Source organism: Pseudomonadota bacterium, assembly GCA_039815145.1.
In the GTDB taxonomy this organism is placed as follows: Bacteria; Pseudomonadota; Gammaproteobacteria; order Steroidobacterales; family JBCBZW01; genus JBCBZW01.
In genome coordinates, this window is sequence record JBCBZW010000010.1 from 46444 (window position 1) to 61843 (window position 15400).

A 15400-nucleotide genomic window follows, 5' to 3' on the forward strand; every position below is an offset into this window, starting at 1 on the left:
CACGCGAGGCACCTACCCTGAAAGTGCGACTCAGGCGCCGGCCTGTCGATCCAGCTCTTCCAGGCTGAGCTTGCGCGCCTCTTCCTCCAGCATGACCGGAATACCGTCGTGGATGGGGAAGGCGAGGCGATCGGCGCGGCACACGAGCTCCTTCTGTCCGGGCCAATACTCGAGCTTTCCCTTGCATACCGGGCAGGCCACGATTTCCAGAAGCTTACGATCCATTCAGGGCTCCTTGCGCGCACAGCGCCACAACCGACGCGACGAGGGCCTTGCGGGCCTCCGGCGCCATCTGCACGTCCAAGCGCACCGCCCAGCAGCGCGCGTCCGCGAAAGACCGGCATTTTACCGCATCCTTCTCCGTCATCAGCACCGGTATCTCGTCGTCGAAGGCGATGGTCTTCGCATCCAGTAGCGCGTGGTCCGCCAGGGGGTGCTCGATGATCTCCAGCCCCGACCGTCGGAGCAGGGCGAAGAACCTCGCCGGGTCGGCGATGCCGGCGACGGCATGCACGGGTGCACCCGCAAAGCGCGAGAGCGCGCACTCATGGTCCGGGGAAGCGATGGCGTAAGCCGTGGTCAATGACACCGCGGCCCGCAGTGGCGTCGGCGCCCCCGGCGGCAGTGCGCCGGCAACGCTATCCGCTGCCCGAGAAGGCGAGGCCGCTCCCGTGAGGACGAGCGCATCGACATCGCGCAGGCGCGACGGTGGTTCGCGAAGTGGACCGCAAGGAAGGAGGCGTCCGTTGCCCACGCCCCTTTGTAAATCCAGGAGTACGATCTCGAGATCCCTCGCCAGGCGCAGGTGCTGGAGTCCGTCGTCCGCGAGCAGTACATCCACCTCCTCCGCCAACGCGCGCGCCGCCGCCACCCGATTACGGCCAGCCATGACCGCTGACCCGCTCAGCGTCGCCAGCAAGACAGGCTCGTCGCCCACCTCGTGCGCATCACTCGACGCGTCGACTCGCACGGGCGTCACCCCATCTTCCCGTTGCGCTCCATAGCCGCGGGTCACGATGCCAACCCGCAGCCCGGCATCCTCGGCCAAGCAACGCGCGAGATAGCACGTGAACGGGGTCTTGCCCGTGCCGCCCACCGTGAGGTTGCCGATCACCACCACCGGCACGCCCACCCGTTGCGCGCATAGCGATCCGTTCCGATAGGCGCGATAGCGGGCGGCGACGATGGCGCGGAACAGCCACTCGAGCGGCGTGGTGAGCAGGCGGTAAGCGCCGGCGAGCACGCGGCGAGCCGGTGTTGCCTGATCGCTGGGGTACCAGACCCGGTTCAGGGCGGACTCGACCCTCACCCGCAGGCCGCTCACGACGTGGACGGGCTGACCGTCGTCTTCACCGCGCCGCCCGCCGACGCGGTGAGCTCACTCTGACTGCGTTGCAGTTGGTGCAAGCTCGCGTAGTGGCCATTCTGTGCCAGCAGGGAGGAATGCGTGCCCTGCTCCACCACCATGCCCTCGTGTAGCACGACGATGCGGTCCGCATTCTCGATCGTGGACAAGCGGTGGGCGATCACGAGGGTGGTGCGACCACGCACGAGGGTATCCAAGGCGGCCCGGATATGGTGCTCGCTCTGTGTGTCGAGGGCCGAAGTCGCCTCGTCGAGAATCAGGATGGGCGCCCCCTTGAGCAGGGCACGAGCGATCGAAATACGCTGCCGCTGCCCCCCGGAGAGCAGCACGCCACGATCCCCGACCATGGTCTGCAAGCCCTCCGGCAGCGCCTGCGCGAACTCACTCACATGGGCCGCTCGGGCGACGGCGTCGAGTTCCTGTGGCGACACGCTGCGCGGCGCACCGTAGGCGATGTTGGCGGCAATCGTATCGTTGAAGAGGGTGACATCCTGGCTGACCAGGGCGATCTGATCGCGCAGGCTGTCGAGGGCGTAGTCCCCGAGCGCGTGCCCGTCGAGGGTGATGCGCCCCTCGCTCACGTCGTAGAAGCGCGGCAGGAGACTCACCAGCGACGTCTTGCCGGCGCCGGACCGACCGACGAAGGCGACGGTCTCACCTGCCTCGATCTGCAGGTTGATGTCGCGCAGAACGTAGCCCTTGCTCGGGTCGTACGCGAAGCCCACGCCCTCAAGGCTCACCTCTCCCCTCGCCCGCTCGACGCGCAGGTCACCGCCCTCCCCCTCCAGCGGTGAGTCGAGGAGGGAGAAGATGTTCTCGCCTGCGGCGATACCCTGCTGCAGGTTGGCGTTGAGGCTGGTGAGACGTTTGAGCGGCGCCATCATCAGGGTCATGGCGCCGAGAAAGGCAGCGAAGCTGCCCGCGGTGATGTCCATCGTCTCCAGGGTCGCCACGAAGATGATGCTGGCCACACCGATCGCCGCCAGCATCATGATGACGGCATCGCTCGCCCCCTGGGCCACCACCAGGCGCATGTGCAGCTTGCGGTTCAAATGGCTGGCTCGGGCAAACCGCTCCGCCTCACGCGCTTGGCTATTGAATATCTTGATCACCCGATGCGCGGAGATCACCTCTTCGGCCACCCGCGTGACGCTCCCCATCGACTCCTGAATGCGCTTGTTGTAGCGGCGGAAGCGTTTCCCCACCCACACGATGACGAGCCCGATCAGCGGCGCCACCACGGCGATGAACAAGGTGAGCAACGCGCTCAGGTACAGCATCAGGGCGAACAGGCCCACGATGGTCAGCGTGTCGCGCACGAGCACCGCCAAGGTCTTGGTGGCCGAGTGAGCCACCTGTTCGATGTTGTAGGTCAAGCGCGACAGCAGCTCGCCAGCAGAGCTGCGGTCGTACCCGCCGCAGGACATCCGCAGGTAGTGCCCGAGCACCTCCTCTCGAAGGCGCGTAATCACCTGGCGGGAGACCCAGTTCATGCAGTACTCGCCGACGAAGCCTGCCACCCCGCGCAGGGCGAAGAGGCCGAGCACGGCCGCGGGAATCAGGGCGACGACGCTGCCATCGCGCTCGGCGAAGCTGCCGTCGAGCAGGGGCTTGATCAGGAAGGCAAAGCCGCTGTCCGTGCCCGCGTAGAGCAGGTTGGCGAAGACCGCAGCGATGAGCACGCCCCGATGCGCCAGCGCGTAGGCGAGCAGGCGTCGGTACACACTGGCCGTGGACGGCGCGGATGTGCTCACTGACACGGCGGGCTCACTCGCGGGGGCTCACTGGCGGGCGCCGCTCAAGCCTCAGGGGCTGGGGCTGGGACTGCCGCCGCTCGAGACCGTGGCGATGTCCACGCGCGTAAGGCCGATGCGCGCCGCCACGTCCATCGCGGTCACTACAGCTTGGTGGGTGGCGTTGGCGTCGGCCCTGACCACCAACGGGATACGACTCGGATCGTTGAGATCCTCACCGAGTTCGCGCTCCAGGGCGCGGCGCAAGGTGCGCGGCTGATCGTTCACGAGGGCCTTACCATTGACGAAGTAGCCCCCGGCCGCAGACACCGCCACTTCGATGGACCTCGGCTCTGGCGTCGCCTCGTCGAGAGACGCCTCGGGCAGCTGGATGCTGAGTTCTGTCTCCTGGATGAAGCTGGTGGAGACCATGAAGAAGATCAGCAGCAACAGCACGACGTCGATCAGGGAAGTGAGATTGACGTCCGGCTCTTCGTTGCCGCGAGCGCTGAGCTTCACGAGTTCGCTCGCCGCCGTGAGGAACGCGCGTCCGGCGCCGGCGCCCCCTTACCGGCCCGGCCCCCGGCCGCCTGCTCGCGGCGCTCGCCTCGCCCACCAGCGGCTGCTCGGGCCGCCTTGCCGGGCTCTGCGGCCGGCTGGGCCGAGGTGCCATCACCGCGCACGAGCGCATCGACCAGGGTGATCGCCTCCTGCTCCATCTCGAGCACCAACGTGTCCACCCGACGGCGCAGGTAGCGATAGGCGACGAGGGCAGGAATCGCAATGGAGAGCCCAGCCGCGGTGGTGATCAACGCCTCGGAGATACCACCAGCCAATACCTCGGGATTGCCCACCCCCTGAAGGGTGATGGCGGCGAACACCTTGACCATGCCGACGACCGTACCGAGGAGACCGAGGAGCGGTGAGATAGCGGCAATCGTACCGAGGGTGTTCAGGAACCGCTCGAGGTCGTGAATCACCTGGCGACCCGTATCCTCGATGCTCTCCTTGATCAGCTCGCGATTGGCGTTACGCCGCGCGACGCCAGCGGCGAGGATGCGGCCGAGCGGTGAGTTCTCCTGCAGGGCTCGCACGTGGCGATCGTCGAGCTGTTGCTTTTCCACCCACACGGCAACCTTGGCCGACAGGTCGGCGGGCAAGACCCGCTTGCGCTGTAACGCCCACAGGCGTTCGACGGTAATGGCGGCCGCCACTACCGAACACATGATCAACGGCAACATCAGCCAGCCGCCGGCGCTCACGATTTCGAACATGGTGGGATTGCTGCTCCAGACCGCGAAACAGGCGCAGATGATACGTGATCCGCGCCATCGCTGCCTTCGACGCTGCTAGGGGACTGACCAGTATCGCCGCCCTCGGCGCCGTTCATGGGTCACCGCGGAGACCTCGCCAGGACGCAGGGTCACTGTCAACGCGCCGTCACTCCCCGTCACGTGCGTGGCGGCGCCCGCGTCTCTCCAACGCGCCAGCACCGCGGGGTGGGGAAAGTTCCAACGATTACTGAAGCCGCAGGCGAACAGCACGTGCTGTGGCGTCGTCGCCGCCACGAACGCGGGTGTCGATGAACTGGCACTCCCGTGGTGCGGGGCGACTACCACGTCCGCCTTCAAGGGCGTCCTCTCCCGCTGCACCAGGTGCGCCTCCGCACGATGTTGGATATCCCCGGTGAGCAGGACACTGCGCAACTGCGCGCCCTGCCCAACGGAAACGCGCAACACACAGGAACCATCGTTCCCCTTCCAACGCGAGGACGAGGGATGCAGCACGGCGAAGTGCACGTCATCCCACTCCCACCGTTGCCCGGCGCGGCACGCGGGCCAAGGCGAGGACCCGCCACCCGCCAGCACCGCCGTGTCAGCGTAGCCGCGCAACACAGCATCTAGGCCGCCTGCGTGATCACTATCGCCATGGGAGATGACCACCCGATCCAGTGACCGAACCCCGAGGCTCGCGAGGTAAGGCATCACCACTGCACCCCCGGCACTACCACCCCCGTAATAGGCGGGGCCCGCGTCGTACAGCATCACGTGATTGCGCGTCTGCACCACGCTCGCCAGCCCCTGGCCGACGTCCAGGAGCGTGACGCGCACGGCACCCGGCGGCAGATCGACCCCGCGTCCCTCGCTCACGACCAGGAGCGATGCGAGCAACGGAATTCCCAGCCCGGCGCCGACCCACCGCCCTGGCAGGCCTCTGGCGAATAGCAGCAGTACGCCCACCTGTGCCGTCAGTAGCATCCACGGGGATGGACCGTACGGGAATGACAGTCGAGCGCCAGGCCAGCCACCTGCCCATTCCAACGCCTCGAGCACCGCCAGCAAGCTCTTGCCAGCAACCCACAGGGGCGCTGCTGCCAACGCCGGCGCCACCGCTGCCAGCAGCACGCCCAGTAGGCTAAGCGGTACGATAAGTACCCCGAAGAGCGGCACGACGAGCAGATTGGCGAGGGGTGCAACGATACTCACCTGGCCAAACACCCAGAGACCGATCGGCACCAGCCCCAGACCCAGGCGAAGCTGGGCCAACGCCCACCAGGGCGCCGCCGGGGCACGCACGCGCCCGATCAGCAGGCATGACACGGCGAGGAAGGACAACCAGAAGCCTTCGTCCAAGGGCGCGAAGGGGTCGAGCAACAGCACACCGACTAACGCCAACCCGAGCGCGCTGGCCGCGCCTACCGATCGCCTCAGCAGCCGCGCCCCCACCACGACCACCGCCAAGGCCAACAGCGCTCGCTGCGTGGGCACCGTAAACCCCGCGAGCACCGCGTAGGCGCCCGCCGCGCCAAGGGCCAACGCCGAGGGCCAACGCGAGGGCGCAGGTCGCCTACGCAAGGCGCCAGCTGCCTTCCCCAGGGCGAGACAGAGGGCACCGAGCAAGCCGATGTGCAGGCCGGAAATAGCGAATAGGTGCCCCGTCCCCGTTGCCGTCAGGGCGTCGCGGACCGACGGCGAGAAGGGTTTCCCCAATCCCAGGGTGAGCGCCGCGAGCAGTGGGTAGGCATCGGCCACCGAGGACGGCAGCGCCGCGCGCATACGTTGCGCCAGGGCACGCCGAGCACGCGCGATCGGGGCCCGACCGCGATGGCCTTCGATACACCGGGGCTCGAACTCCGCGCGTACCCAAGCGCGCCCATCCACATGCGCACGAAACCACCGGCGCTCGCGCGACGGCAGACCGGGATTGGCCGCCGCCCGCGGCAGAGCGAGGCGCAGCACGAGTTCCCAACGATGGTCGGGGCGCAGCGGCTGACACGTGTCCTCGCCGTACCACCGCACCTGCAAACGCAGACGCTGTTCGCGCCCGTTAAGCGTGCGTGTCTCGAGCAGGAACTCGCAGCGATCCGCCCGCTGGCGCGGCACGTCGACGACGTGACCCTGCACCCGCACGCTCATGCCATGCTGGCCGAGCGGCAGGCGCCCCTCCAACCGCACGCTGGCGGAGAGGAAGGCGTAGCCGGCGATCATCAGGGTCACGGTCAGCACACCCACGACGCCGCGCCACCCCCGAAGGCACCGCCCCATCGCGAGCATCATCACAGTGACGACTACCCCAACGCCCCCCGCTGACACGGGCGCCAAAGCAGGTAGCTCGGGCAACCGGTGCACCAGGCAAACGGCGAGCAGGACAAGGCAGGCAAGCCACGCGGGCACGCGTCGATCCTTCGGGCGCGCGAGGATAGTCGCTCTACGAGCCGCTACCCTCGCCGGGACCTCAGGATCGCTCCAGCGGGACCGCGGGCGGTATCGCCTATCGCTGGGTTTACGCCGTTTTCACGGCTTTTCTTCGTGCAGACCGGCCTCGTCGAGACGGCACACGCGATCCATGGCAGCGGCGAGCTCCGGATCGTGGGTCACCACCACCAGGCTCGCCCCCGTGTCCTCATTCAGCTTGAGCATCTGCTCGAAGACCTGGCGCCCGGTCGGACGGTCCAGGTTACCGGTGGGTTCATCGGCCAACACCACCACCGGCGAGGTCACCAGGGCACGGGCGACGGCCGCCCGCTGGCGCTCGCCCCCGGAGAGCTCCGAGGGGCGATGGCGCAAGCGCGCGCCGAGGCCCACCCGTTCCAACAGGTCCTGCGCCTTGACCAGGGCGTCGGACGGCCGCTCGCGACGAATGAGCAGTGGCATCGCCACGTTCTCCAACGCGGTGAACTCAGGCAATAGGTGGTGAAACTGGTACACGAACCCCACGTGGGCGTTACGCCACCGGCCGCGCGCTGCCTCGCCCATGCGGGCAACGTCTTCGCCGTTGATCAGCACGCGCCCGTGCGTCGGCGTATCCAGGCCACCGAGAAGCTGCAGCAAGGTGGTCTTGCCGGAACCCGAGGCGCCGATGATGGCCAGGCGCTCCCCACGGCTCACGTGCAGGTCGATCCCCTTCAGGACCTCCACCTGATGCTCGCCATCGCCAAAGCTTCGCACGAGGCCCTCGCAGGCGAGTGATGTGGCAGCGGTGGAAGAGGTATCAGCTTTCATGGCGTAGGGTCTCCGCCGGCGCGGTGGTCGAAGCGCGCCAGGCTGGATACAGGGTCGAGAGCAGGGACAGGGCCAGGGCCGTGCCACAGATGAGCGTCAGGTCCGAGAGGCGCAGGTCCGCCGGCAGATCGTCGATGTAGTAGATACTCGCATCGATCAGCGACCCCCCGGTGAACGCCTCCGCCCAGGTCACCAACTGATCGAGGTTCAGGGTCACCAGGGCGCCGGCGGCCAGGCCGACCAGGGTGCCGACGATGCCAATCGTACCGCCTTGGATGATGAATACCCCCAGCATGCTCGCGGGCGAGGCCCCGTTGGTGCGCAGGATGGCGATGTCGCCTCGCTTCTCGTTCACCACCATGATCAGGGTGGACACGATGTTGAAGGCCGCCACCGCCACCACCAGCAGCAGAATGATGAACATGACGCTCTTGGTGAGGGCGATCGCACGGAAGAAGTTGGCGTGCTCACGGGTCCAATCGCGCACGTAGAAGATCTCACCCACCTCCAGGGCGATATCGCGCACGGCGCGCGGTGCATCGAAGAGGTCGTGAAACTTCAGGCGCACGCCCGTGATGCGATCGCCCAGGCGATAGAGCGCCTGAGCGTCCCGCAGGAGCACGAACGCGAGGCGACGATCGTACTCGTGCATACCCGCCTCGAAGATGCCCGCCACCTCGAAGCGACGCTGGCGCGGCAACACGCCAGCGGGCGTGACGTTGGCCTCGGGGATCAGCAGCGTGACCCGATCGCCGATGTCCACCGCCAGCGATTGCGCCAGCGCTCGGCCGATGAGAATGCGAAAGCGTGCTTCGTCCAGGGCTGCGAGGGACCCTTCCTGCAGATGCATTTCCAAGGACGCTACCTGCGACTCCCGCACCGGCACGACGCCGCGCACCTGCACCCCACTGGTCAGACCCTCATCGCTGACCAGCAGCCCCTGGCCGTCGATAAAGGGCGCGGTCGCCGCCACCCGGGCATCACGCCTGGCGACCGCCTCCACCGCCGACCAATCCTCGATCGGTCCGCCGTAGCCCATCACCGCGCCGTGGGAGGTGACCTCGAGAATGCGCTCGCGAAGCTCGCGTTCGAAGCCGTTCATTACCGAGAGCACGACGATCAACACGAAGACGCCGGTGGCGATGCCGGCCATCGACACCAGGGAGATGAAGGACAGAAAGCCGGGCCCGCGTCCGCTGCGCACGTAGCGCCACCCGATGGCCAACTCGTAGGGGCTCAGCAACATCGGGCTACTCGTAGCGCAGGGCGTCGGCGGGCTGCGTCCGGGCTGCGCGCCGCGCCGGGTACAGGGTGGACAGGGCCGAAAGGGCAAAGGCGCCCAGGGTGATCAGCGCCACCTCGTGCACGCGCACGTCCGTAGGGATGTTGTTGAGGTAGTAGACGTCGGTCGGGATCAGCTTGATCCGCAACACGCCCTCCACGGCAGGCACCAGGGTCTCGAGATTCAACGTGATGAGTAACCCCAAGGCCAGCCCCCCCAGCACGCCGATCAGACCGATCAGACACCCTTGCGCGAAGAACACCAAGGTCACGCTGCGAGGCGTCAGGCCCATGGTCCGCAGGATAGCGATATCCGTGCGCTTATCGTTCACCACCATCACCAGGGTCGCGACGACGTTGAAGGCGGCCACCGCCACGATCAACGACAGGATGAGGGACATCATGAACTTCTCGGTGGCCACGGCACGAAAGTAGGAGGCCTGCTCATCGGCCCAGTCCGTCACCGTGAATCCACCGGGCAGCCGCGCCTGCCAACGCTCCGCCACGCGAGGGGCCGCCATGAGATCCTCCAACTGCACCCGTACGCCATCGAGGTGCGCGGGGTCGCGGCCGAGCAACGCCGCCACGTCGGCCCGGTGCATGACCAGGCGCGTGCTGTCGATTTCCTGCACGCCTCCTTCGATGATCCCCGCCACGGTGATTCGCTCGAAGCTCGGCGTGACCTTACCCCGCGGCCCCACCCGCGGCACCAGCAGGTTGAGGCGCTCGCCCACCCGCGCACCCAATAAAGCCGATAGCCCCGAGCCGATAAGAGCCGCGCGGCTGTCCGCCGTGACGCGGGCGAGATCGCCGGCGACGAGGGCGTACTCGAGCTGGCGACGCACGGCGGGCGCCGTCGGGTCTACGCCCTCCACGCGAGTGCCGCGCAAGCGGGCGCCGCGGGCCAACATCCCCTCCCCCTCCACATAAGCGGTCACGGCACCGACGCCGTCGCTGCCCTCGAGGGTGTCCAACACTGGGTCCCAGCCCTGTTCGGGGGCAGCCCCGGGGTGGCGTACGGTCACGTGCGCACTGACGGCCAGGAGGTTGTCTCGGAGCTCGCCGCTGAAGCCGTTCATGACTGAGATGACGGTGATCAGGGCTGCCACCCCCACCCCGACCCCCACCGTGGAGGCCAGGGCGATGAAGGAGATGAAACGGCTGCGGGTGCGCGCGCGGAGGTAGCGCAAACTGAGAAGCAGTTCCAGGGGGCGAATCATCATGGAAAGAGTGGGACCCCACACGCAGAACCGTGGTTCCAGAGGCGGCAGACTCGCGTTCGGTGCGAATCCGCAAAGCTGCCGGGGCGGCACCGGCAAATCGCAGCCATCCCGCTCATTGGTATCTAAATCAACTGCTTGGACGGCTGCGCGGATGGTAAGGCCAAGCGTCTGGCGACGCAACAACGGTATCTAGGGTCTGTCAACGATTGTGAATCGGTGCAGGCCGGTGATAAAAACTGGCTCTCACGCCCTACCGGGGGCGCGATCGGAGTAGGAGAACGTCGCGATGTTTAAGCGTAACCAGGCGCCTGCCATCACACTTCCCCAACACGCAGTGGAGCGCCCGCTACGGCTGCTACGGCTGGCGGCAGCGGTCGGAACCGCCGCCCTTGCCGTGTTCGCGCTCAGCGCCCTCGCCGCGGGAGCCGCCCGCGCCGACGAGCTGCGCATGGAGCCGATCACCGAACGGGGCAGCATGACCGTGCCCGTGCGGGGCATGACCATGGACCGCGTGCGCAACAGCTTCGGCCAGCCTTCGGGTCAGCGTTCGGCGGTAGGTGACCCGCCGATCACCCGTTGGGAATACGACGGCTTTGTGGTCTACTTCGAATATCAGTACGTCCTGCACACGGTCGTCAAACGCGGCCGCTAGCAGCCCCGCGCCATCGGATTTTCCAAACGCCTTCCTCGCACCTCACGCCCGACCTCCGGACGGAGCGTCGTAGCGGTTGCGGATGGGCCCAGGGCGCGCGTTCGACCATGACCAACGCATGCCAGATTCCCCCGATTCGCGGGCGAGCGTTTTCGCCCCGCCCGTCGCCGATGGCGACAACGCCCTAGCCTGGGGCGCGCTCCACGGTAGCGCCTACGCGCTCGCGCTCACGCGCGCCGCCGCGCGCGCCGATGCCCCGCTGGTGGTGATCGCTGAGAGCGCCCGCGAGACCGAGCAGCTCGCCACCGAAATCAGCTTCTTCGCGAGCGCCGAGAGCGACCTGCCGGTACTGCAGTTCCCCGAGTGGGAGACCCTGCCCTACGACGCCTTCGCGCCTCACCCGGACATCATCGCCACCCGCCTGAGCACCTTAGCCCGCCTGCCCACGTTGGGCCGCGGCGTACTGGTTCTGAACCTCACGACCTTGCTGCAGCGACTCGCACCCCGCAGCTTCGTCGATGGCAGCAGCCTGGCCCTCGCCAGCGGCGATCGCCTCGACCTGGACGCGGCCCGCAAGCGCTTGGACGAGGCCGGCTACATCAACGTGGCCCAGGTGCACGAGCACGGCGAATACGCGGTGCGCGGGGCCCTCCTCGACCTGTTTCCCACCGGGGCCGAAGCGCCCCTGCGCATCGACCTGTTCGACGATGAGATCGAGAGCATCCGCCGCTTCGATCCGAGCACCCAGCGCTCCATCGACAAGCTCGACAAGGTGTCGCTCCTGCCGGCGCGCGAATTCCCGCTCACGGAAGAGGGCATCAAGCAGTTTCGCTCCGCCTACCGAAAGCGCTTCGAAGGCGATCCGAATCGTTCGGTCATCTACTCGGAAGTGTCGCGCGGCGTACCCCCGGGGGGCATCGAGTACTTCCTCCCCCTGTTCTTCGACCGCACGGCCTCGCTCTTCGACTACCTGCCGGATCGGGTGTCCATGGCCTGGAGCGACGGTCTCGATGAGGCCATCAACGTGGTCTGGTCTGAGCTCGAATCGCGCTACGACCAGCTGGCGCACGACGTGGAGCGACCGATCCTCACCCCCGACGAATTGGCCCTGCAACCGGCCCGAGTGATGGAGCTGCTAGAGCAACGCCCGCGGGTGCAAGCGAGTCCCCACGAGATCGATCTGGAGCTCGATCCACGCCCGGCCGTGAATTTCGCCAGCACCCTGCCGCCCGCCCTGCCGATAGACCCGCGCGCCGAACAGCCCGCCGCCAAGTTGCTCGACTTCGCTGCCACCTTCGAGGGTCGTCTGCTCCTCGCGGCGGAGTCGGCGGGGCGTCGCGAGCAGTTGCAAGACACCTTGCGTGAAACGGCACTGGCCAAGCTCAAGCAGGTGAGTTCCTGGGGCGAGTTCCTGGAGGCGGGGGATGCCAACTGCATCCTCGTCGCACCCTTGGAACGCGGTCTGATGCTGGGTGAGGCGGGCATCGCGCTGATCAGCGAAACCCAACTGCTCGGCGAGCGCGCACGACGGCGCAACCGACGCAAGGCCGAAGCGGATCCCGAGTCGATAATCCGGGATCTCACGGACCTCAGGGAGGGGGCCCCGGTGGTGCACGAGGAGTACGGCGTCGGCCGCTACCTCGGCCTCACCACCCTGGAGGTGGGCAGCACGCGCAACGAATTCCTCACCCTCGAGTACGCGGGCGGCGACAAGCTCTACGTGCCCGTGCACGCCCTGCACCTGATCACCCGCTACACCGGTGCGTCGCCGGAATCCGCTCCGCTGCACCGCTTGGGCACGGACCAGTGGGCCAAGGCGCGCTCCCGGGCGGCCAAGCGTATCCGTGACGTGGCCGCGGAGCTGCTCGACATCTACGCGCGCCGCGCCGCGCGCAAGGGCCACGCCTTCAGCTTCTCCGAGCGTGACACCACGATCTTCTCCTCCGGCTTCCCCTTCGAGGAGACACCCGATCAGCTCGAGACCATCGCCTCGGTGATCAACGACCTTCGTGCACCCCAGCCGATGGATCGCATCGTCTGCGGCGATGTGGGCTTCGGCAAGACCGAGGTGGCGATGCGCGCCGCCTTCGTCGCCGTACAAGGCGGCAAGCAGGTGGCGGTGCTCGTGCCCACCACGCTGCTGGCGCAGCAGCACTACCAGACCTTCACCGACCGCTTCGCCGACTGGCCCGTGCGGGTGGAGGTGATCTCCCGCTTCCGCTCCAGCAAGCAGATGAACGCCATCCTGGAGGGGGTGGAGAACGGCACCGTCGACATCATCGTCGGCACCCATCGCCTGCTCCAATCGAGCGTGAAGTTCAAGAACCTGGGGCTCGCGATCGTGGATGAGGAGCAGCGCTTCGGCGTGCGTCAGAAGGAGCGCCTGCGCGCCCTGCGCGCCGAGGTCGATCTGCTCACGCTCACGGCCACGCCGATCCCACGCACCCTGAACATGGCCATGGGCGGCGTGCGCGACCTGTCCCTGATCACCACGCCGCCGGAAGACCGCCTGGGGGTGAAGACCTTCGTCACCCCGTGGAACCCGCCCCTGATCCGCGAGGCCTTCCTGCGCGAGATCAAGCGCGGCGGGCAGGTGTTCTTCGTCCACAACTCCGTGGAGACGATCGAGGCGACGGCGAAGAAGCTGCAGGAGCTCGTGCCCGAGGCTAGCATCCGCATTGGGCACGGCCAGATGCGCGAGCGAGATCTCGAGCAGGTCATGCTCGACTTCTACCACCGTCGCTTCAATACGTTGCTTTGCACGACGATCATCGAGAGCGGGATCGACATCCCCACCGCCAACACGATCGTGATCGACCGCGCGGACCGCTTCGGCCTCGCCCAGCTGCACCAGATGCGCGGCCGCGTGGGACGCTCCCATCACCGCGCCTACGCCTACCTGATCGCACCACCGCGCGAGGCGATGACCGCCGATGCGGTGAAGCGCCTGGAGGCGATCGAATCGCTGGAAGAGCTCGGTGCCGGCTTCGCCCTGGCCACCCACGACCTCGAGATTCGCGGCGCCGGTGAGCTGCTCGGCGACGAGCAGAGCGGGCAGATCCAGGAGATCGGCTTTGCCCTCTACACGGAGCTGCTCCAGCGCGCCGTGGATGCCCTCAAGCGCGGCGAGGTGCCTGACCTCGAGGGCAGCTCGGACCACGGGCCCGAAATCGATCTGCACGCCCCGGCCCTGCTCCCCGAGGAGTACATGCCCGACGTGCACATGCGCCTCGTGCTCTACAAGCGCATCGCGAGCATGGACGACGAGGGTGCCTTGCGCGAGCTCAAGGTGGAAATGATCGACCGCTTCGGCCTGTTGCCTCCGCCCGCGCTACTGCTCTTCGAGATCGCCCACTTGCGCGTATTGGCGGCGCCCCTCGGAATCGCCAAGATCGATGCAGGCACGGCGAGCGGCCGCATCGAGTTTCGCGCCAAGGCGAACGTCGATCCGGCGCTTCTCATCGGGCTCATTCAGAGCGATCCGCGCACCTTCCGCCTGGACGGGCAGAGTATCCTTCGCTTCAAGGCCGACATGGCCGATGTCGAGGACCGGATCGAGCAGGTGCGCAAGTTGCTCACGGTGTTGAGCGGGGGCAGTGCCCCGACGACACCGGCGCCAGCGGCACAGGCCGACCGTAGTGGGTCGAAGAAACGGAAGGGACGTCGATAGATGAACGAGAGCGACCGCTCACGCGCTGAAGGACACGCGACCGCTCGGGCCCGTCGCGTGGCCACGGGGATCTTGTCAGGTGTGCTGATCGCCTCGCCGATGGCCGCCAGCGCGCAGAACGACTCGGAGCTGCGCGCCTACGCCGTCGAGATCATCCTCTTCCGGCCCTCACAACAGGCGGACCTGGACGAGCGCCAATGGCGCGAAGCTGCACAGGCGGCCGCCGACGCGACAGCCACCACTGACGAGGAACTGGTCCTGGATCCCGACGGCTCCGTCACGCCGGAGGTGGACGCCGCCGGCGCGAGCGCCCCGGAGCTGGAGCCATTCGCCGACGGCTTCGGCTATCTGAGCGAGGAGGGCCTACCGCCCGTGTATCGTTACGAGCCCCCGCTCCCGGAACGCTTCGCTGCATTGGCGCCGGAGACGCGGGAGCTCTCCACCCTGTTCGACCGCCTGAATCGTTCGAGCGCCTACGAGCCCCTGCTGCACGAACGCTGGATGCAACTCACCTACCCTCGCGACGTGGCCAACCCTCGGCCCATCACGGTGCAGCGCGAAGACCTCGCCATCGACGGCACCGTGAAACTCGCCGTCGAGCGACGCCTGCATCTGGAGCTCGATCTCACGCTTTCCCAACCCGGCGGCGTGGACTACCAGCTGCAGCAGGCGCGCGTGATGACCAGCGGCGAGCTGCATTACGTGGATCACCCGGCCTTCGGCGCGGTCTGCCGCATCACCCCCGTCGAGCTGCCGGATGGCTACCCCGACGGGATGCTCGAGGATCTACTGCAGGACGCACGCCTCTACGGCGCCGATCCCGACGAACGCCTGCAGAGCCTGCCGTGGCCCCCGCCCGCACCCCCGGCCACCGAGTCGATGCCCGACGAGATGCCTGAGCCAGCCCCCGATGATGACCCCAGCGCGCCCAACGATCAGACCACCACCGGGTGACGATCGCGCCTAGCGGTAG

Annotated in this window: 12 protein-coding genes; 3 read left to right on the top strand and 9 right to left on the bottom strand. The window is 67.4% G+C overall.

The genetic code is table 11. The annotated features are described in order from the left end of the window. Positions 1-30: 30 nt before the first annotated feature. From AAF184_04815 to AAF184_04855, 9 genes are all read right to left on the bottom strand, one after another. Entirely contained in the window at positions 31-225 is a 195-nt protein-coding gene (locus tag AAF184_04815; protein MEO0421632.1) for a Trm112 family protein, read from the bottom strand. Next, positions 215-1309: a tetraacyldisaccharide 4'-kinase gene (lpxK, locus tag AAF184_04820; protein ID MEO0421633.1), complete on the bottom strand. Its 1095-nt coding sequence runs from the start codon at positions 1307-1309 to the stop codon at positions 215-217. The genes AAF184_04815 and lpxK overlap by 11 nt, the downstream gene beginning before the upstream one ends. A gap of 11 nt (positions 1310-1320) precedes the next feature. Further along, a complete protein-coding gene (gene msbA / locus AAF184_04825; GenBank protein ID MEO0421634.1) occupies positions 1321-3126 on the bottom strand; it encodes a lipid A export permease/ATP-binding protein MsbA in 1806 nt (601 codons plus the stop codon). Between the two features lie 45 nt (positions 3127-3171). Continuing rightward, complete coding sequence (locus tag AAF184_04830; protein MEO0421635.1) at positions 3172-3618, bottom strand: biopolymer transporter ExbD; 447 nt, start codon at positions 3616-3618, stop codon at positions 3172-3174. Continuing rightward, positions 3615-4373, bottom strand: a complete 759-nt coding sequence (locus AAF184_04835) for a MotA/TolQ/ExbB proton channel family protein (protein MEO0421636.1) — start codon at positions 4371-4373, stop codon at positions 3615-3617. Before AAF184_04835 ends, AAF184_04830 begins: the two co-directional genes overlap by 4 nt. A gap of 75 nt (positions 4374-4448) precedes the next feature. Next, a complete protein-coding gene (locus tag AAF184_04840) occupies positions 4449-6773 on the bottom strand; it encodes a DNA internalization-related competence protein ComEC/Rec2 (GenBank protein MEO0421637.1) in 2325 nt (774 codons plus the stop codon). 120 nt (positions 6774-6893) lie between these two features. Further along, positions 6894-7601 (bottom strand): ATP-binding cassette domain-containing protein, encoded by a 708-nt coding sequence (locus tag AAF184_04845; protein MEO0421638.1) that lies wholly within the window; start codon positions 7599-7601, stop codon positions 6894-6896. Continuing rightward, positions 7591-8847: a lipoprotein-releasing ABC transporter permease subunit gene (locus AAF184_04850; GenBank protein MEO0421639.1), complete on the bottom strand. Its 1257-nt coding sequence runs from the start codon at positions 8845-8847 to the stop codon at positions 7591-7593. Before AAF184_04850 ends, AAF184_04845 begins: the two co-directional genes overlap by 11 nt. Before the next feature lie 4 nt (positions 8848-8851). Continuing rightward, positions 8852-10105: a lipoprotein-releasing ABC transporter permease subunit gene (locus AAF184_04855; protein ID MEO0421640.1), complete on the bottom strand. Its 1254-nt coding sequence runs from the start codon at positions 10103-10105 to the stop codon at positions 8852-8854. 286 nt (positions 10106-10391) lie between these two features. Between AAF184_04855 and AAF184_04860 the strand changes: the two genes are divergently transcribed. From AAF184_04860 to AAF184_04870, 3 genes are all read left to right on the top strand, one after another. Continuing rightward, a complete protein-coding gene (locus AAF184_04860; protein MEO0421641.1) occupies positions 10392-10757 on the top strand; it encodes a hypothetical protein in 366 nt (121 codons plus the stop codon). A 118-nt stretch (positions 10758-10875) separates the two neighbouring features. Further along, on the top strand, positions 10876-14427 hold the full coding sequence (gene mfd / locus AAF184_04865; GenBank protein ID MEO0421642.1) for a transcription-repair coupling factor: 3552 nt from the start codon (positions 10876-10878) through the stop codon (positions 14425-14427). Further along, on the top strand, positions 14428-15381 hold the full coding sequence (locus tag AAF184_04870; protein ID MEO0421643.1) for a CsiV family protein: 954 nt from the start codon (positions 14428-14430) through the stop codon (positions 15379-15381). It abuts the gene before it with no gap. The last annotated feature ends 19 nt before the right edge of the window (positions 15382-15400 follow it).